The organism is Hyphomicrobiaceae bacterium, assembly GCA_041397645.1.
Taxonomy (GTDB): Bacteria; Pseudomonadota; Alphaproteobacteria; order Rhizobiales; family Hyphomicrobiaceae; genus Hyphomicrobium_B.
Genome location: JAWKWE010000006.1, coordinates 79,663 through 98,923 on the forward strand (window position 1 = coordinate 79,663; position 19,261 = coordinate 98,923).

14 protein-coding genes are annotated in these 19,261 nt (G+C 59.6%); 3 read left to right on the forward strand and 11 right to left on the reverse strand.

What is annotated here, in order from left to right:
• Positions 1-22 precede the first annotated feature (22 nt).
• The 6 genes from R3D51_16370 to thiS all read right to left on the reverse strand — a co-directional run bounded on the left by R3D51_16370 (position 23) and on the right by thiS (position 5,243).
• Positions 23-1,051 (reverse strand): SPFH domain-containing protein, encoded by a 1,029-nt coding sequence (locus tag R3D51_16370; protein ID MEZ5901057.1) that lies wholly within the window; start codon positions 1,049-1,051, stop codon positions 23-25.
• Between the two features lie 203 nt (positions 1,052-1,254).
• A complete protein-coding gene (gene hemH / locus R3D51_16375; GenBank protein MEZ5901058.1) occupies positions 1,255-2,316 on the reverse strand; it encodes a ferrochelatase in 1,062 nt (353 codons plus the stop codon).
• A gap of 70 nt (positions 2,317-2,386) precedes the next feature.
• Positions 2,387-3,409 carry a CHAD domain-containing protein gene (locus tag R3D51_16380; protein MEZ5901059.1) on the reverse strand — a complete coding sequence of 341 codons (1,023 nt, stop codon included), beginning with the start codon at positions 3,407-3,409 and terminating at the stop codon, positions 2,387-2,389.
• A 130-nt stretch (positions 3,410-3,539) separates the two neighbouring features.
• Entirely contained in the window at positions 3,540-4,160 is a 621-nt protein-coding gene (locus tag R3D51_16385; protein MEZ5901060.1) for a thiamine phosphate synthase, read from the reverse strand.
• A gap of 6 nt (positions 4,161-4,166) precedes the next feature.
• Positions 4,167-4,982 carry a thiazole synthase gene (locus R3D51_16390; GenBank protein ID MEZ5901061.1) on the reverse strand — a complete coding sequence of 272 codons (816 nt, stop codon included), beginning with the start codon at positions 4,980-4,982 and terminating at the stop codon, positions 4,167-4,169.
• A gap of 39 nt (positions 4,983-5,021) precedes the next feature.
• Entirely contained in the window at positions 5,022-5,243 is a 222-nt protein-coding gene (gene thiS / locus R3D51_16395; protein ID MEZ5901062.1) for a sulfur carrier protein ThiS, read from the reverse strand.
• Between the two features lie 220 nt (positions 5,244-5,463).
• Here thiS and R3D51_16400 point away from each other — a divergent pair, with 220 nt between their 5' ends.
• Positions 5,464-8,892 (forward strand): acyl-[ACP]--phospholipid O-acyltransferase, encoded by a 3,429-nt coding sequence (locus R3D51_16400; GenBank protein MEZ5901063.1) that lies wholly within the window; start codon positions 5,464-5,466, stop codon positions 8,890-8,892.
• A 21-nt stretch (positions 8,893-8,913) separates the two neighbouring features.
• On the opposite strand, the gene R3D51_16405 is transcribed toward R3D51_16400, so the two are convergent.
• Together R3D51_16405 and ggt are read right to left on the reverse strand one after the other, a co-directional pair.
• Positions 8,914-9,912: an FAD-dependent oxidoreductase gene (locus R3D51_16405; protein MEZ5901064.1), complete on the reverse strand. Its 999-nt coding sequence runs from the start codon at positions 9,910-9,912 to the stop codon at positions 8,914-8,916.
• Between the two features lie 95 nt (positions 9,913-10,007).
• Positions 10,008-11,687 (reverse strand): gamma-glutamyltransferase, encoded by a 1,680-nt coding sequence (gene ggt, locus R3D51_16410; GenBank protein MEZ5901065.1) that lies wholly within the window; start codon positions 11,685-11,687, stop codon positions 10,008-10,010.
• Positions 11,688-11,859: 172 nt separating this feature from the next.
• On the opposite strand from ggt, the gene R3D51_16415 reads away from it, so the two are divergent.
• A complete protein-coding gene (locus R3D51_16415) occupies positions 11,860-12,318 on the forward strand; it encodes a cupin domain-containing protein (protein MEZ5901066.1) in 459 nt (152 codons plus the stop codon).
• Positions 12,319-12,447: 129 nt separating this feature from the next.
• Entirely contained in the window at positions 12,448-12,936 is a 489-nt protein-coding gene (locus tag R3D51_16420; protein ID MEZ5901067.1) for a hypothetical protein, read from the forward strand.
• 21 nt (positions 12,937-12,957) lie between these two features.
• On the opposite strand, the gene R3D51_16425 is transcribed toward R3D51_16420, so the two are convergent.
• Genes R3D51_16425 through R3D51_16435 form a run of 3 tightly spaced genes read right to left on the reverse strand, consistent with a single transcriptional unit; the run spans position 12,958 to position 18,906 of the window.
• Entirely contained in the window at positions 12,958-16,449 is a 3,492-nt protein-coding gene (locus tag R3D51_16425) for an error-prone DNA polymerase (GenBank protein ID MEZ5901068.1), read from the reverse strand.
• Positions 16,450-16,451: 2 nt separating this feature from the next.
• Positions 16,452-18,125, reverse strand: coding sequence for a DNA polymerase Y family protein (locus tag R3D51_16430; GenBank protein ID MEZ5901069.1), 1,674 nt, complete (start codon positions 18,123-18,125; stop codon positions 16,452-16,454).
• Positions 18,046-18,906 (reverse strand): hypothetical protein, encoded by an 861-nt coding sequence (locus tag R3D51_16435; protein ID MEZ5901070.1) that lies wholly within the window; start codon positions 18,904-18,906, stop codon positions 18,046-18,048. Before R3D51_16435 ends, R3D51_16430 begins: the two co-directional genes overlap by 80 nt.
• Positions 18,907-19,261 lie beyond the last annotated feature (355 nt).

Sequence of the window (19,261 nt, forward strand, 5' to 3'; positions counted from 1 at the left end):
GTTTGGGCGCTGGAAAAATTTCTCAAGCCGGCGGCACGCTAGGGCGTGAGGGCCCCTTGGGCGCTGGACGTCCGGGCTGGCCGCCGGCCCCACCCCCGCCGAAGGCTTCTCCGGTGATCTGAGCAAGACCTGCCAACGAGCCGATGACGGAAGCTGCTTCAAGCGGCATCATCAACACTTTCTGGTTGGGTGCGCTCGCCAGTTTCTCCAGAGCTTTGACGTAGTTGTTGGCAACGAAGTAGTTGATCGCCTGGACATTGCCCTCGGCAATCGCCTGCGAAACCATCGCTGTCGCTTTCGCTTCAGCCTCGGCAGCACGTTCGCGTGCTTCAGCGTCACGGAACGCAGCCTCGCGGCGGCCTTCGGCTTCAAGCACGACCGCCTGTTTGTCACCTTCCGCCGACAGGATCGAAGCCTGCTTCTCGCCTTCCGCCTTCAGGATCGCGGACTGCCGCAAGCCTTCCGATTCCAGGATTTGGGCACGCTTTTCCCGCTCCGCTTTCATCTGGCGAGCCATGCTGTCGATCAGATCGCGCGGCGGTGCGATATCCTTGATCTCGATGCGCGTCACCTTCACGCCCCACGCCTCAGTTGCTGCATCAACGACTTGGAGCAGGCGAGCGTTGATCTGATCACGGTTGGACAGCAATTCGTCGAGATCCATCGAGCCCATGACGGTACGAATATTCGTCATCGTCAGGTTGATGATCGAATGTTCCAGCGCGTCGACCTCGTAGGCAGCCTTCGCGGCGTTCAAGATCTGAAAGAACGCGACGCCGTCGACGCGAACCATGGCGTTATCGCGCGTGATGACATCCTGGCTCGGGATGTCCATCACCTGCTCTTTCATGTTCATCTGATGGACGACCCGCTCCAGAACCGGCATCAGGATGTGCATTCCAGGATTTAGTGTGCGCGTGTACCGGCCTAGATTCTCAACGGTGTAGTTGAAACCCTGCGGCACGATCTTGATCGTGGACCATAAAATCCACACTGCCAGCGCAAGGAGCGCGAATCCGAAGATCTCAAAACCGCCGAAAATGCCGTCCATGGTGTGTCCCTCCCGAGGGGCCAATCGCTCCAAAGAAAATAGGTTCGCCAATTGTGTTTTGAAGTCCGAATCGGAAAAACTTTGTAAACAGAACGTCAAAAACATGCATTAAACAGTACAATGGAGAAAATTGCCGTTTTCCACATCCAGCGGGCAATTGTTCGGATTACCTTTTTCGATTTGGTCGGCTTCTATTTGGGGAGTTATATCCACCCCATTAATTCGCGACGGACGACATCCTCAATTACGTCCATACCCTCGGCGCTATCGTTGAGAGCCGGCAGGTAAGCGAATTTCTCTCCGCCATTGCTTTCAAATATGTGGCGGTTTTCGACATCCAACTCCTCAAGTGTCTCAAGACAATCGGCCGAGAAGCCGGGCGCGACGAGAACGAGCTTCTTCACGCCTGATTTGGCGAGCGCCATAATGGTTTCATCCGTATACGGCTGAAGCCAGGGATCGTTGCCGAAACGGGACTGGAAGGTCGTCAGCCAACGATCTTTGTTAACGTCCAGTTTTTCGCGCAGCAAGCGCGAGGTCTTTTGACACTGGCAATGATAGGGGTCGCCCGCTTCAAGATACTTTTGCGGCATTCCATGAAATGTCGCGATGATCTTTTCAGGTTCGAAATCGAGCTTGGACAAATGCGTGCGCATGGAGCGCGCCAGCGCATCGATATAGGCAGAATTGTCGTGATAGGATGGTGCAACACGCACCGCTGGCTGCCAACGCATCTTTATGAGCGCTCGAAAAGCCTGGTCAGCGGCTGTTGCCGTCGTTGCCGCCGCATATTGCGGATAGAGCGGCAGCAATAGAATACGGTCGCAGCCTTGATCCATCAAAGCTTTGATCCGGCTTTCTGTCGTCGGATTGGCGTAACGCATTGCCCAATCGACAACGACGTTGGGTTGATCGGCCAATCGCGCTGTCAATTTATCTGACTGGCTGCGGGTAATGGTCTTGAGCGGCCCCTCATTGCGATCGTTGTTCCAGATCGACGCGTAGTCTTTTCCCTTCTTGGAGGGGCGAACCGTCAGAATGATGAGGTTGAGGATTGGCCACCACTTCCAGCGCGGCTCCTCGATCACCCGCGTATCGGATAGGAACTCCTTGAGATAGCGACGCATCGGCCAGTAACTCGTCCCATCCGGCGTTCCGAGATTGAGCAGCAGAACGCCTATACGACCGTACTTCACCTGCGGATGGCCTGCAGGCCAATGTTGCTTGTCGCTTTCCGTTGATGGGGATCGTGGTGCGTCGTTCATTCAGATCTCCTCGCCGACGTGCTTGACGGCGGGCGGACCTTAGCGGATCACGAGGCGAATGCGAACAGTCCTATTTGGGCGCCTTCGCCGCTAATCTCGGAGCGCCGGCATCACTCTGCGCTTTAGGACGTACCGCAGAACCGCCTCCGTCCGAGCCGATCTTGAGAGGCGTCACCATGCGAGTATCTGGTTGTGAACGCGGCGTAGACGAGATCAACGGCGCGGCGTTCCAATAGCATTCCATACGTCGCGCGAACGCTGCCGGTCTTTCCGCAAATAACCGCTCCGAAAGAGCCCGCGCGGCCGAGCGCAGTTCGGCTTGACGATTGCGGGCAAGCGCCACGATCCCCGAGGTGTCCAGGGTATCGTCACCACGACGTTCAACCAGGTCTATAAGCTCGGACAGGTCGTGGTCGTCGCCCAGCAACTCCGCAAGCTCGCGGCACGCTGCGATCCGCATATTGAAAAATTCCGGCCACGCGCGAGACAGCAACGCCATGTGCCTCTGGTGCCATTGCACGGCCTTGCGAAGCTCATGGAACAACTCATCCTCTGGCTTGGAATAAGCATGCGCAAAGGCCCTTCTGGCCTTCCGATATGTCCCTTCCAGCCCGCCAACAATGCAAGCAAAACCTGTGCGCTTCACCTTGAGCTTGTCCAGCTTGCGCCTTTGCCGAGCGAAGCCATCGATAACGCGCTTCGCGCGTGCCGCGTCGAGGTGCGGAGCATGCCCTTCCACTTCGCAGGCAAACATCGACTTAAGCGGTGCCAGCGTCGCATTTGCATTTGAACCGAAATGAGCTTCGAGCTTATCGACAGTTTCGCGCAGAACATGCGCCCCACGCGCCCCGGCCAATTGGTCGCCAAGACCGCCGATCGCCTTGTATAGCGCAGCAAGCTCTTTATTGCGCAGCGTCGGATCGAGCAAACGCAGCAGCGATCGCAACCGCTTAACGACTTTGCGCGCTTCGTGGACGCCTGTGGGCGGCACAGGATCTTGAGACAAGACCGCGACCGCGCGCATCACCTGCTCACGAGCAATAGCGCGTATCGATTTGGCTTTGATGTTTGACGGCTTAAGCCTGTAGGCCATGGAGTGACTCGTGCCGCGCATTTCGCAGGCGCTTAAAATAGCAACCACAGCTCGTTGTCACAATCTAACGGCGAGGCCATGCATGGTTAACATGCCGGATTCTAAGGTGCGACAGAAAAGACCTAAAATTTCAAAAGGTAGGCCGGGACCACGCAACCCAAGTGCGCACACGGTTCTCCGGTGACGGGTGGGTGAAAAAATCGGTGATCACGGCAACCGACGTTGCACCGGCGGCGATAACTGGGCTCGCCCTTTCCGGGGTAATGCCGCCGATGGCAACAAGTGGCAGCGAACCGATCCGCCGGCGCCACTGACCGATGCGCTCCAGCCCTTGCGGCGCCCACTTCATTTCCTTCAACTTAGTCTCGTAGATCGGACCGAGGGCAACATAGTCGGGCTCGGCAGCAAGCGCGGTCTCAAGTTCCTCTTCGCTGTGCGTGGAAATGCCTAGACGCATTCCGGCTTTCTTGATTGCGGGAAGATCCGCCGCAGCCAAGTCTTCCTGCCCCAAATGTATGTACCGGGCCCCCTCATCGATAGCCGCCTGCCAGTAATCGTTGACGATCAACTGACAGCCGTAGCGCCGTGTCAGCGCCAAGCTATCGGCAATCTGACTGCTCACTTCTTCGAGGCTGGCATCCTTGAGGCGCAACTGCACCGTCCTAACGCCAAGCGGTACGATGCGCATCAACCACTGAAAATCTGGAACGATAGGATAAAAAGGGTCTAGTCCGTGGGAAATCTCAGGCATCAGTTCTCATTCAATCTCAAAAAATGGAGTTCCGGCGACAGGCGTCGAAGGCACGGCCATGTCGCGCGGCGCCATGAGGCCGGCTTCATAACCCCTCCTTCCGGCTTTCACGGCAATTGCGAAAGCCTGCGCCATGCCGACCGGATCGGTAGCTTTGGCAATAGCAGTATTAAGCAGAACGGCGTCGTAACCCAATTCCATTGCTTCGGCAGCGTGGGAAGGCGCGCCAATACCAGCATCAACGACAAGCGGGACCCCGGGGAAATATGCACGCAAGGTCACAAGCGCCTGCTTGTTGGCCAAACCACGGCCCGTTCCGATGGGCGCACCCCAAGGCATGATCACCTGACAGCCCGCGGCAAGAAGGCGTTCGGCCACGGACAGGTCTTCGGTTGTATACGGGAAGACCTTGAAGCCGCTCGACACCAGTGTCTTCGCAGCCTCCACAAGACCGAACACGTCAGGCTGAAGCGTATCATCGTTGGCGATGACCTCAAGCTTGACCCAATCGGTGCCAAACAGTTCGCGCGCCATTTCGGCAGTCGTGATCGCGTCGCGCGGTGTGCGGCAACCGGCCGTATTCGGAAGCACTTTGACGCCGAGACCGGAGATAAGATCGAGAAATTCTGCGCCCATGCGCCCACCGGCTGTTTCCCGGCGCAGAGAGACCGTGATGATGTCTGCCTTCGCAGCCTTGACGGCGTCGGCGAGCACATGAGGCGAAGGATAGCCTGCAGTTCCCACGAATAGGCGCGACTCGAGAGGCGTGCCGTAAACGACAAGCGGCGCCACCTTGGGCTTTTGTTGAGCGCGCAAATTCATAGCCTCTTTTCTTCTGCCAGATGCAAAAGCTTTATCTGATCAACCACCCTGTCGGGGTGAGACGATCTCGATCTTGTCGCCATCATGGAGCAGCGCGCCACTACGGGCGCTTGCAGCCACGAACTGGCCATTCAATGCGGTCGCAATCTTCTGACCGGCCAGTTCCTGTTCGTCGATCAGCTCTTCCAAGCTGCGCGCCGACGTCTCGATTTTCTTGCCGTTGAGCATCACATCCATGACCGCGTTCATAGCCTCGGACATTCCCGAATTTCTTGCACTGTCGTGCCTGTCGGCCTTGTTGGGTGCCTGGCTGCAGCGCGCCGATATGGGTTATTAAGACTTCTTTTTCAATCCGTTGAGAGCTTTTTTACCGCCAACATCGCTAATTCAACGATCTAGTCCAGAAATCGCCGCACTTCATCCACTCCTTTTGGCCCATCCGGCCGCATCCAGCGGCTCAACGCTTGGAGCATCTGCCCAAATGTTTGCCTCCCTGATGAAGGCCCGCCGATTTGCGCCGCTGTTCTGGTGCCAGTTTCTGTCCGCACTGAACGACAACCTCGTGCGGAACGCCCTTGTCATTCTCATCCTCTACAAGATCGGAAACGCCCACGGTGCATCCTTGGTTGCCCTGGCAGGCACAGCGCTCATCGCGCCCTTCTTCATTCTTTCGGGTCTTGCGGGAGAGTTGGCGGATCGCTTCGACAAAGCCCGTGTCGCCGAGAGGCTCAAATTCTATGAGATGGCGATTGCCGCAATTGCTGCACTTGGCTTTCTCATGCAGTCGGTGTCTCTTCTATTCGTTGCCTTGTCGGGCTACGGTGTCGTGGCAGCCCTGTTTGGCCCGATCAAATACGGCATCCTCCCTCAGCACCTCGACGTGAAAGAGCTTCCCGCCGGCAACGCGCTGGTCGAAAGTGCCACCTTCGCCGCAATTCTTCTCGGCACAATCATCGGCGGATGGGCGGCTGCGCACTCGGAAGCCGCGCGCATCCTATCGGTCATGGTGATCGCTATGGCCGCGTTGAGCTGGATCTCTGCACGCCTCATTCCTTCAGCGCCCTCCGCCGCGCCCGGACTTACAATCAGTCGTAATCTTGCAGCCTCCACCTGGAACCTGCTGAGCGAGCTTAAGGCCGATAAGAGGCTTTGGACCGGCGGCCTCATCACGTCGTGGTTCTGGCTGATCGGTGCAGTGATGGTTGCGCTGCTGCCGCCGCTCATCAAGGATTGGATCGGCGGCAGTGAAAACGTCTACATCGTTGCCCTGCTCATCTTCACCGTTTCGATTGCCTTGGGCTCCGCGCTTGCAGCGCGCGCCAGCCGTATGCGCCCCAACCTTGCGCTTGTGCCGCTGGCCGCCCTGCTAATGGGACTGTTCGCACTTGATCTTGCTTGGCAGATTGGCAGCTACGAGAAGACCACGACAGTGCGCGGGGTCTCAGAGATCTTCGGTTCTTGGGCCGGGATACGTCTCGCCATTGATCTTGCGGGTCTTGCGATTTCCGGCGGTCTTTTCATTGTTCCGGCTTTCGCCGCCGTGCAGGCCTGGGCTCCGGTCGACAGGCGCGCGCGCGTCATAGCTGCTTGCAACGTACTTTCTGCTGGCTTCATGACGGCGGCAACGCTGGCGACAGCGGCGCTTCAGGCGGCCGGATTTGGGCCCGCGGCCATTCTCGCAATGCTAGCGGTGGGTAACCTCATCGCTCTGGTCCTGATCCTGCGCGCTTGGGGCAACGACGGGATAAAGGACATCGCCGCCTTCTTATTCAAGACCTTCTTCGGCCTGGAGGTGAAGGGCTTGGAGAACTTACCCAAGCCAGGCGAAAAGGCCATCATCGCACCGAACCACGTCAGCTTGCTTGATGCGCCGCTGATGCACGCGCTGCTTCCTTCGCACTCTGCCTATGCGGTCGATACCGGCATGGCGAATACGTGGTGGGTGAAGCCGTTCCTGAAGCTCGTCGATGCCTTCCCAATCGATCCGAGCCGTCCACTAGGAATGCGCGGATTGATTCAGACCGTTAAAGATGGCCGCTCTCTGGTCATCTTCCCGGAAGGACGCCTGACTGTCACCGGCGGCCTGATGAAGGTCTACGACGGCACGGCGATGATCGCCGACAAGGCCAACGCGCCCGTTATACCGGTGCGCATAGACGGGCTGGAACGGTCGCATTTTGGCTACCTGTCCAGCAAGCAGACGAAGAAAGCCTGGTTCCCCAAGATAACCGTAACGATCTTGCCAAAGGTCGACGTCAAGATCGACGAAACCTTACGGGGCAAGGCGCGTCGCCAGGCCGCCGGTCTTGCGTTGCAGGACATTATGACCGACAGCGCGGTGCTGACTGCCCCCATCGCTCTCACACTGTTTGAAGCACTCGACCTGGCCCACCGTACCCGCGACACCGGACAACCCGCTATTCAGGATCCGCTCGGCGGGCGGCTCTCGTACAAGAAACTAATCACGGGAGCGCAGGTTTTGGGTGCGAAAATCGCGCCGCTGGCACCCCAAGGCTCTACCGTTGGCGTTCTGCTGCCGAACTCCGCTGGCGTTGCCGTCACCTTCTTTGCCTTGCAGACCATCGGCCGCGTGGCGGCCATGCTGAATTTTACCGCTGGTCCGAAGAATGTGGTCTCCGCGTGCACGGCTGCAAAGATCTCGGTCGTTCTTACATCACGCACCTTCGTCGAGAAGGGACACTTGGAAAATCTAATCGCCGCTTTGTCTGAGACGGTCAAGATCGTCTATCTGGAGGACGTGCGAACGACCATCTCGTTTGCCGACAAGGTCAAAGGGTTGATGCAGGGCGGCAAGCCCATCGTGCGCACGAACCCCGACGCGCCCGCTGCCATTCTTTTCACCTCTGGCTCGGAAGGCACGCCCAAAGGCGTCGTGCTCTCTCACAAGAATTTGTTGGCCAATTGCGCTCAGAGCCTGACGCGCGTGGCCTGCAATGGTTCAGACAAAGTCTTCAATGCACTGCCCGTGTTCCATTCCTTTGGACTGACGGCAGGACTACTGATGCCCCTCGTCGGCGGCATCCCGGTCTATCTCTACCCGACGCCGCTGCATTACCGCATCATTCCCGAACTGGTCTACAGTTCCAACGCCACTATTCTATTCGGCACCGACACCTTCCTCTCAGGCTATGCGCGGGTCGCGCACCCTTACGATTTTGCGCGCTTGCGACTCGTTCTGGCGGGTGCTGAAGCGGTCAAGGATCGCACGCGTCAGCTCTACATGGATCGCTTCGGCGTGCGCATCCTGGAAGGCTACGGCGTGACGGAAACCGCGCCAGTGCTCGCGATAAATACGCCGCTTTCCAACAAGGCTGGAACTGTCGGCCGTCTGTCACCGCTGATGGAGGCGCGACTGGATCCCGTAGCTGGCATCACTGAAGGTGGACGTCTGCATGTGCGCGGCCCCAACGTCATGCTCGGTTACTATCGCGCCGAAAATCCTGGCGTGCTCGAACCTCCGGCGAACGGCTGGCACGACACCGGCGATATCGTCACCATAGATCCCCAGGGCTTCATCGCCATTCGCGGACGCGCCAAACGTTTTGCAAAAATCGCCGGTGAGATGGTGTCACTTTCGGCCGTCGAAGCTTTGGCGGCCGAACTCTGGCCGCAGCTAATCACGGTTGTCGTGGCACTGCCCGATGCTCGCAAAGGCGAACGCCTCGTTCTGCTGACGACAGACGCCAAATGCACGCGCGAAGCGTTCTCGCAGTTCGCCCGGCGCAAGGGCGCAACCGAACTCATGGTTCCCGCCGAAATTCTGCTTGTCTCAAGCATTCCGCTGCTGGGCTCCGGCAAGCCCGACCACGTGGCGGCGTTGGCGCTTGCCAAGGACCGCCCGGCCATCAAGACCGCGGCAGCTGATGCTCCTGCGCTAACGCCGGTTTGACAAGCCACGAAAGGCCGCTACTCACGCAATCAATGGGTGATCCCGGCGACCTTCGGCAACGAAAGCCGCGACAGCGGCGGCAAGAATCGGTGAAAGAAGGAAGCCGTGGCGGTATGCGCCATTCACGCGAATGGTTCTGCCGCCATCCTCGATAAGTATGCGCGGCACGTTATCGGCGAAAGCGGGACGAACGCCTGCGCCCATATCGAGGATTGCAGCCTCCGCGAATGCAGGATGCAGTGCATAAGCCGATCCCAGCAATTCGAGCGCCGAGCGCAACGTCATGGGACCATCGTCCTCGCGCTCGATCACCGTCGCACCGACGACGAAGCGTCCATCCCCCTGCGGGACGACGTAAATCGGTTGGCGCGGATGCAGCAAACGCACCGGGCGCGCGAGGGTAACCTCACGCGACTTCACCAGCACACGCTCTCCGCGCACACCACGCAAGCCTTGCACTGCATCGCGCGCAGAAAGTCCGCGACAGTCGATGACAAGATCCGCACGGCGCGTCTCTCGGGTCCAATGGGTGCCGAATTCCACGGTCACGCCAGCAACACGGGCAGCGCCGAGAACGGCGCTCATACCTGCTATGCAATCGAAGTGCGCTTCATGCGGAAAAAACAACGCCGATGCGAAACGTCCAGCGAGGTCAGGCTCCAGAGAACCGATTGCCGCTTCTCCCAACCGTTCATGTTGGCGTGTCGCGCGGGCGAAGCGGTCGAGTTCCGAGAGATCGCGCGCACTCGCCGTTACCAGCGTTCCGTTGCGCGCCACACCGTCATAGACACCATGCCACAAATCATACGATGCCTGCCCCAGATCGCGCACGATTTCGGGCGCCGATTCCGCTTCGCAGTCGGGTGCAAGCATAGCCCCCGCCCAACGGCTCGCCGCGGTCGCGAAGGCGACTTCACTCTGTTCGACCAGCGTAACGGCATGGCCAAGTTTCGCGAGCGTAAGCGCTTGCCACAGACCGAGCACGCCCGCACCGACGACTGTAACTTTGATCTTTGTCACGTGTTCTAATTCCGAATTTGCGCTTTGTTAGCAATCTGCCGACGACGAGGCTACTCGCCGCTCGCGAACTTGCCCTGATGTCGATCACGCCAAAATCAATCACCAAGCGCGATACCTTCACGACGTGGATCTGCTCCGCCCTCCAGGCGGCCATCACGCCGTACGATGGTGTGTATTCCCGACGTCATCGGCATATGCACGACCTCCTGGCCATAGCTTTTCAAAACCAGAGTTAGCCAGAAGTCGGATACGCCTTCCTCCAACTGGACCGGACCGCCTTCGCTGCCAAAATTCTCTAGAGCCGCAGCATCGCTTGCATTCATGTCCCAGTCGATAAGCGCCACGAGCGTCTTGACCATAAACAGTATGATGCGGCTCCCGCCGGGTGAACCCGTTACCGCATAGAGTTTTCCGTCGGGTGCGAACACGATCAGCGGCGCCATAGAGCTGCGTGGACGTTTGTTGCCTTCCACACGGTTTGCCGCAGGCACCCCGTCGTTTCCGGCCGGTCGGAAAGAGAAGTCCGTCAGCTCGTTATTGAGCAGGAATCCGTGCGTCATCAGATGAGAGCCAAATGCGCTCTCGATCGTCGTGGTCATAGAGAGAGCGTTGCCTTCAGCATCGACAATGGAGATGTGACTGGTGCCGTGCTGCTCGTGCGTTCCATCTATCCCAAAGGTCCGCTTTGAAACGCCCGGCGGCAAACCTGCCTGCGGCTTCTCCATCGTCGTGGCGCGACTGATGAGATTACGCCGCTCCGCCAGATAGCCTGCATCAAGAAATCCGCGCGGAACCGTGACGAAGTCGGGATCGGCTATGTAGCGATTGCGATCTGCAAACGCGAGCTTTTCAGCTTCCGCAATCAAGTGGACGGCCTGCGGCGCCATCCGCGCATTTCTGCCTTCGATGCCGCCCAACGGCTCGATCAGTTTGAGCGTTTGAGCGACCGTCAACGTGCCCGAGGATGGCGGAGGCATACCGCAGATTTTGCGAATGCGGTAGGCAAAGCACGTCGCCTCCCGCTCCTTGGACTTGTATCCGCTAACGTCCTCAACCGTCATGCCCCCCGATGCAAACGGCGCCTGCGCGACAGCATCCACGATGCCTTGCGCGATATCACCCTCATAGAAGGCCCCGGCGCCTTCGGTTGCAATTCGCGCAAGTGTGGCTTCGTACTCTGGATTGCGTAACAGCGACCCCACAGCGCGTGGCGCACCAGCTTCGTCGAAGAAATAGTGCTTGGCAGGTTCAGAAAATCGATCCGGTCCCTCGATCGTCAAAAGCGCGTTGAGCCGCTCGCCGACAGGAAAGCCCTCGCGCGCCAATTTGCGCGCAGGTTCGAACAATGTAGCCCAAGACAGTTTGCCGTACTTCCTGTGCGCCATCTCGAGCGCGCGCAGGACGCCGGGAACTCCGACGCTGAGGCCGGAGCGCACGGCCGTGTCGAAGGGAATAGGGTTGCCCGCCGCATCGAGAAATCGGTCAGGCTTTGCCGAGGCTGGCGCCATTTCGCGCCCATCGAAAGTCGTCACGGCTTTTGCAGCCTGATCCCAATGCACGATGAAAGCACCGCCGCCGAGCCCAGAAGACTGAGGCTCGACGAGACCGAGGACCATCTGCACCGCGATTGCTGCATCAACCGCCGACCCGCCCTTGCGCAGCATCTCTCGCCCCGCCTCGGCCGCCAAAGGATGGGCAGCCACCACCATGTCCTTGTGCGCAATCACAAGACCTTTTTCGCTGCGTCCGCTTTCCGCCTCGGGCGCCAACGACACACCCTGCGCTAGGGAACAAGGTGCAAAAAGAAGAGACAAGGCGAAGAGAAAGCAGCCCAAAACAATCATCAGAGTGTTCAAGTCCAGATTAGACGAAGGGATTGACCCGCTTGGCAACGGCTCGCAGACGCGTTTCATTAGCCTGCTTTTGGCAGACCTGACGAGGCAAGTCATGCTCAAGTTGAATGAACTTTCTTTACCGCGCGCGCGCATCGGCTTCGCACTGTCGATTACGGCAGCCTTTGCGGCAGGCTACGCGCTAAGTTCGGCGCGTGCCGCCACCGGCGTCCACTTCGAGCCATTGGTAGCATCCAGCGAAACCATCTTAGGCGAGTCCTTCGCTTATCCGTCAGGCAAGCCGAAGATCACCACAGGCATTCTCTCGCTTGAACCGGGTGCGGAAACTGGCTGGCACACCCATGGCGCGCCTCCAACGGGCATCATTCTGGACGGTGAGTTGACGGTCGATTACGGCGAAAAGGGCAAGCGCACATATCGCAAAGGCGACTCGCTGATCGAGACTATGGCGACCGCCCACAACGGAAAGAACACCGGCGAAGGCGTCATGCGCTTGTTCGTCGTGTTCGTCGGCGCTGAAGGCATCACAAACACCACGCCATTGAAGAAGTAACCGTGCGGGGCGGCTTGGGTCTTTGCCTTACACTAATATGAGGTAGAGTGCCGGTCTTATCTGGAGCCGGCATGTGAACTCCTGAACCCCGCTCTTAGTCTATGGGAAGTCAGCGCCGCCATGTGCGATATGAATGCCATCGAACAGCACGTAAACGAGGTTGTCCTTGCTGGATCGCCTGGTTTGAAAGGCATGTTGTTGGCAGCCGCCCCTTCGGACACCGGGCTGCTCGATGGCATTTTCCAACTCCTGGCCGACCCGGCAATTCGCGGCAACTATCTCATCTTCTGCTTCGCGTTGATGGTATTGCCGATGATTGGGCTGGCCGTCTGGTACCACTCTAACATCAACAAGACCGAAGGCGGGCGGCAACTGATGGAACGCCAGAATGCTTCCAAGTTGCAGACCAAGGGCAGCATCAACACCGCCTACCGCAATGTGAACGAAGCGAGCAGCCTCGCCCGCGACATTGAAAGCGGCGCCTATGGCGAGGATGCCAAGGCCATGCAGCACAAGGTCTACTGGGTGGTGGGGCTTTGGGTCGTCGCGATCACCGTCGCGTTCGGAATCCTGATATGGGCTGATGAGGTCAACCGCGCGGTCTCCGCCGCCACCTGAAGGGCGTGCGCTTGCGATCCGCTAGTGGAAATCGCGTGACTTGGGAATAATGCGCACGTTGCGCGGATGGTGCGGCTTAGGCTCGCGCGCAAACCGCGGGTGAAGCCTTGGATCGCGTTCTTCTCCAGCCTTGGGTCGCGCCGAACCCGGCTCGGGCCGCAACACCTCGTCGGCGTTAGCATACGGCACTTTCATATCGGATGCCCACTCCGACAGCTTCAACAGCCAATCGCTACGGTCAATCAGATGCTGTACCACGATATGGATGATGTCCTCGTGACGTTGGACACGGCCTTGAATTTCAACCAGCCGCGAGGTCATGACCACTTTGCGATAAGCCTCAAGCATTTTCGGCCACACCACTGCATTAGCCACACCCGTTTCATCCTCAATGGTCATGAACACCACACCCTTTGCCGACCCTGGCCGCTGGCGCACGAGTATGACGCCGGCAACGCAAACGCGCGCGCCATCCTTCACCCCACGCAACTCGTTGCAAGTCAGCACTTGCTTTGCGCGAGAGGTGCGCGGGTTTGAAGCCCCTCTCGCCAATGCGGAAAAATCCTCTCGCAGGAAACTCATCGGATGCGCCTTCAGCGACAACCTCAGCGTCTGGTAATCGTTGACGACATGCTCGGGCAAGGCCATCTGCGGCAGCGCGACGTTCGGCTCTTCTCCCGTATCGGCCGCGTTACTCCACTGAAAAAGCGGCAACGGCGGCGCGGGCACCAGCGCGCGCACTTCCCACAGCGCCTGCCGCCGGTCGAGCCCCATGGAACGGAAGGCATCCGCTGCTGCAAGCTTCTCCAACGTCGCGCGCTTCACGCCCGCACGTACCCATAGATCTTGAACGCTGGCATATCCATCACCGCGAAGATAAACGATCCGCCGTGCATCGGCTTCTACGATTCCATCGACCTGACGCATCCCAAGTCGCAAGGCTGGCACACCTTGGACTTCTTGTCGTGCGCGCGGCCTATCCGGCACGCAAACCTCGCTCTCAAGCGTATTGTCCCAATCGGAAAAATTCACATCCACCGCGTGCGCCGTCACCCCATGCTCGCGTGCATCGCGCACAATCTGAGCGGGCGCATAAAATCCCATGGGCTGCGAATTGAGCAACGCGCAAGCGAACGCCGCCGGGTAATGACACTTGAGCCATGACGATACGTAAACAAGGTGCGCAAAGCTTGCCGCATGGCTTTCCGGAAAGCCGTATTCGCCAAAGCCCTTGATCTGCGCAAAGCAGCGCTCCGCGAATGTCTTCTCATAACCGCGCGCAACCATGCACGAGACCATCTTCTCTTCCAGAAGCCCGATGGTTCCTCGGCGGCGGAAAGTTGCCATCGCTTTGCGCAATTCGTTCACTTCCGCATCCGAGAACTTCGCCGCATCCATGGCGATACGCATCGCCTGCTCCTGAAACAGCGGCACACCCTTGGTCTTGCCGAGGATCTGGCGCAACTCGTCGGCAGGTCCATGCTCGGGCGATGGCGCGGGATAGATTTCGTCCTCAAGCCCCGAACGGCGTCGCAGATAAGGATGCACCATGTCGCCCTGAATGGGTCCCGGGCGCACGATCGCAACCTCGATAACGAGATCGTAGAAACAGCGAGGCTTGAGGCGCGGCAGCATGTTCATCTGCGCCCTGGATTCCACCTGAAATACGCCGATGGAATCGGCGCGACACAGCATGTCGTAAACTAGAGGATCTTCGCGTGGCACGCGCGCCAGGCTCATCGGTGCATCATGATGCTGCGCTAAAAGATCGAACGCCTTGCGGATGCAGGTGAGCATTCCAAGCGCAAGCACATCGACTTTCAGCAAGCCGAGCGCAGCGATATCGTCCTTGTCCCATTCGATGAAGGTACGGTCCGCCATTGCGGCGTTGCCGATCGGGACGACCTCGGTCAATGGCCCGCGCGTCAATACAAACCCGCCAACATGCTGTGACAAATGCCGTGGAAAGCCCATAAGCTCTTCGGCTAGATCAAGCACGGTGGCGAGCAACGGGTCATTGGGATCAAGACCCGCCTCACGCACATGCTTTTCCGGCAATGTTCCGCCGGAACGTGTGCCCCACACCATGCCTGCAAGCGCGGAGACCGTATCCTCCGACAATCCAAGCGCTTTGCCGACATCACGCACCGCCGAGCGTGCGCGGTAGGAGATGACGGTGGCCGCAAGGCCGGCACGGTCCCGGCCGTAGCGCGCATAGATGTACTGGATCACCTCCTCGCGCCGCTCGTGCTCGAAATCGACATCGATGTCGGGTGGCTCTCGGCGGGCCTGCGAGATGAACCGCTCAAAGAGCAGATCAACCTCGCCCGGATTTACCGCAGTAACGCCCAGGCAGTAACAGACGATGGAATTTGCCGCCGAGCCGCGTCCCTGACAAAGAATATCGCAGCCCCGCGCAAAGCTCACGATATCGTGGACGGTGAGAAAGTAAGGCGCGTATTGCAGCTCGGCGATGAGCTTCAATTCCTTGACAATGGTGGCACGCACCTTTTCTGGAAGACCGCCGGAAAAGCGCGCCTCCGCTCCCTGCCAGGTGAGATCTTCCAAATGCTGCTGAGGAGTCTTGTCTGGCGGCACGGGCTCGTCGGGATATTCATAGACAAGCTCATCAAGCGAGAACCGGCAGGCTTCGGCAATCTCGACTGTGCGTGCAAGGGCATCCTCGTAGCCTTTGAACAGCCGTGCCATTTCTCCAGGCCGCTTCAGGTGACGCTCGGCATTGGCTTCCAGCGCAAACCCCGCCTGGGCGATGGTCGTATGCGCACGCACGCACGTGAGAACGTCCTGCAGCTGGCGGCGATGGGGAGCGTGATAAAGAACGTCATTGGTGGCCACGAGCGGCGTGCCACAGCGCCCGGAGATCTCACGCAACGCGCCAAGGCGCGCACGGTCGTCGCCGCGATAGAGGTGAGAAGCCGCAAGATAAAGCGGCGCAGCCCCCAGCATGCCTTTCAAGCGCAACAGCGCCTCTTCAAACTGAAGAGGCGTGCCTTCGATATCTTCCACGACTTCCAGACAAGACGCGCGCGATGCTCCCGAAGGGAAAGAAACGACCGCACCTGAGGATCCCGTGCGGGCGAGAGGAACACCTAAAGCCTCCCGCCAATCCCAATCTTCCGGCGCCAATGCAATAAAGATATTGCCTTCAGCATGTGCAGCGACATCGGCGAGAAAGAGACTGCATTTGCCTTTTTCCGCGCGCCCCTGCCCAAGCGAGAGCAAGCGGCACAGACGGCCATAGGCCCTGCGGTCGGTCGGATAACAAAGCAAGCTCGGCGCATCTTCCAGATCGAGCCGCGCGCCAATGACAAGGCGCAAGCTCGCGTCCTTAGCGGCCACATACGCCCGCACGACACCGGCAAGGGTGTTGCGATCGGTGATGGCAATGGCTGCAAGCCCCAGCGCCTTGGCCTGCGCGGCGAGCTCATCGGCATGCGAGGCACCGCGCAAGAATGAGAAGTTCGAGGTTACGTTGAGCTCGGCGTAGGTCATGTTCAGCAAAACAGCCCATGCAGAAACCAACGCGGAGGAGCGGCTTCTTCATCTCCCTCTTCTTGAGCGCCTCCAAACAGGCCGTTGCGAAACACCCAATATGCCGCGCCGCCTTCATCCTCGATCTCGTAATAGTCGCGGATACGCGCAGGCCGCGACATGCCGATTGTGCGCCACCATTCTGGCGCAATGCGCCGGGGACCTTGGGCCCGCGCGATGCGGCGCTCCACGCGACGCCAGATGAAACGGGCGGGCGGGCCGTCGGGCACTTCGGCAACGACGTCGATGGGCTCAGGCCGCGCTAACAGGAAAGGCGGGCGACGTGGGCCATCTTTGCCGTAGGGCCACGGCGGTGTGTAGGCAGAGGAAATGCTTGAATTCTTTCTCGCGTCTTTGCTAGCGCGCGCCGCCTTCTGCTTGGTCTTCGGCGTAGTTTGCAAAGGACGGTTTTCGCCTGCTATCGGCACGGCCGGAACGCGCGCCTGGCTGCGCTCGGGCACATGCGAGTCGCGAGGAGAGAGCATGTATACCGCCGTCTGCCCCAGACGGTTCGACAGCGCATCGATAAGCGGACCTGGATCGTAGGCGGCCGCGCCCTCCTCGGCAAACCCTGGCTGTGTCCCCTTATGCGGGCCAACAAGCGTAGCCTCCAGGGAAAGCAGATCGATACCGAAGCCGGCGTCGATCTTTTCAAGTTTAGGCGCGAGTAGCAGTCTGAAATGCGCGCCATCATTGCTGTGCGCACGCATCATCGTGCCGGTGACGCCGGCTGTGCCGTCGGCGCGGAAGTAGCGCAGCATAAGAGCGCGCGTCCCCATATCCTTGTCCTTCAGAGCCTCCGCCAGTTCGTCGCAAAGCTCATTGATCACCCCTTCAAGCGGCTGCGAAGAAATCAGCGGCTCGGAGAAGGTTCGGCGCACCACGAATGGAGACAGTTCAAAGAACGGAATGAGAGGCTCAGCCGAACGACCCAAGGCCTGATCGAGCCGCTCCAGCACACGTTGTGCTGCATCGCTTGACGCAAAACGATGCGCCAGACTGATACGCGGAATGGAATAAAGATCGCCGATGCGCCGCAATCCCAGGCGCTTCAAAAGAACGATGCAATCTTCGTCGAGCCGCAAGGCATCCACCGGCAGAGGTGCCAGCGCGGCACGCAAGGCGCCCGGCGCAACGATCCTCCATGCACTCTTCTTTTGGACGGCGAAACGGGCAAGCCCGAAGGCCGCGGCGTAGGTATCGGCCAGAGCCGCGCAGGCGGGGATGCCAAACGCATCGAGCCTGGCGATGAGATCGCGCATCAACCCCTCTTCGCCGCCGTAAAGATGAGCCACGCCGGTTATGTCGATCCAAAAACCGTCCTCGCGGTCGTGGCCGCGGCTGGGACCGTATCGGCCTGCCCACTGCCCCAGCTTGAACAGCACGCGCGCATCCTCGGAATGCTCCCCGGGACGTACACGCAGCGACGGCAAAGCAGCGCGCGCATCGGTGAGCGCCATGCCCGGCGAGATGCCCTCACGCGCGGCAGGAGAGTTAACCGCGGTGACGACGATGCCGCGAGGGCCTGCAAGATCCACAAGTGCGAAAGGTTCCGCGTCAGGAACCGTACGCGGCTCGGCGCGGGCGAGCCGCGTCATTGGCCAGTTGGGAAGCCATACGGAAACGAAGCGTTTCATCACACCACTCCACGACAAAAGACGCAGCATCCGTGCTCTGCGGACGACGGCGACAGCGTTCCAGCGCAAGCCTGAAGCGGGGAGCGCCGGGCGATTTGGGATCGAAAAGGTGGGGCCCGCTGGGAGCCCGCGCGACCCGCCAGCGTGTGGCGGTCGCCGCAGCACCGTGGGCGGCTGGATGAGTTGCAAGAAGGCAAGGCGTACCGCGCGCACCTGCTGCAAGGCTGAGGCGGCGTCCTGCATTAAGATCGACGTCTTTGACGATGCCGGCCGCCAGAGCCAGCCTCCCCGACTTCAGACCTTCTTCAAGCGCCGTCAGGGCATCGGACTGGCGCGGCGTCTCAACGATGAGTACGCGGGCCGGATCTATCCCCAGATGGATCAGTCCTTGAAGTGACAGGCGTCCAAACTCATTGGCGAAGGCTTGCGGCCAGCACCACAGCATCATGGCTTGGTCACGGCCTGCTCCCTCAAGCTGATGAAAGCGCAACGCAGCAAGACGCAGGGCAAAACCAAGCCCCGCCATCCAGTCTGCGGCCGAGGCGCTGCCCCTGGCCGAGCCTGCCGGCTTGATCTCATGCACGGCGCCCAGCGCCAGCCCACCCTCGGGCAACAACGCATCAGCCTCAGAACAGCCGAGCTGCCAGCGCCCCCTAGACGCCGTGACGCGAGGCGAGGCGGGACGCAGCATGGGCCTTTCAAGATTGGCGATGGTCGCGCGCAACGCCTGAAGCACGCCTGCCCGCCCAACAGGCTCCGTTGCCAGAGCAGTCTTAGCCATGACCCCACTTTCCCCCCTTGCCGGAACGGCAGAGGGGAGGTCCGCCGTTCCGGCCGGCCCGGCAAAGCCGGGCCTGCGAGACCCGCGCGGGGGCAGCAGGGAGAAGGGGGAGTGAGCCGCCGGTTCCACGAGAGACGCCTCGCTACAAAGAAGATGAAGGGCCTGGGAAATACCCCCGGTGGATAAAACACCCGCCAGAAAGTTCCTATTTTGTTCTAGATCATCCGCCCCACACACGTCAATCAAAAAGAACGCAATGAGAACAGTCGGCAAGCGACCAAAAAACAGCCATCCAGAAAGCGGAATTGTCTGAGATGTCATCAATTTGCGGGCGCGGAGGAATGTTACCCACAGG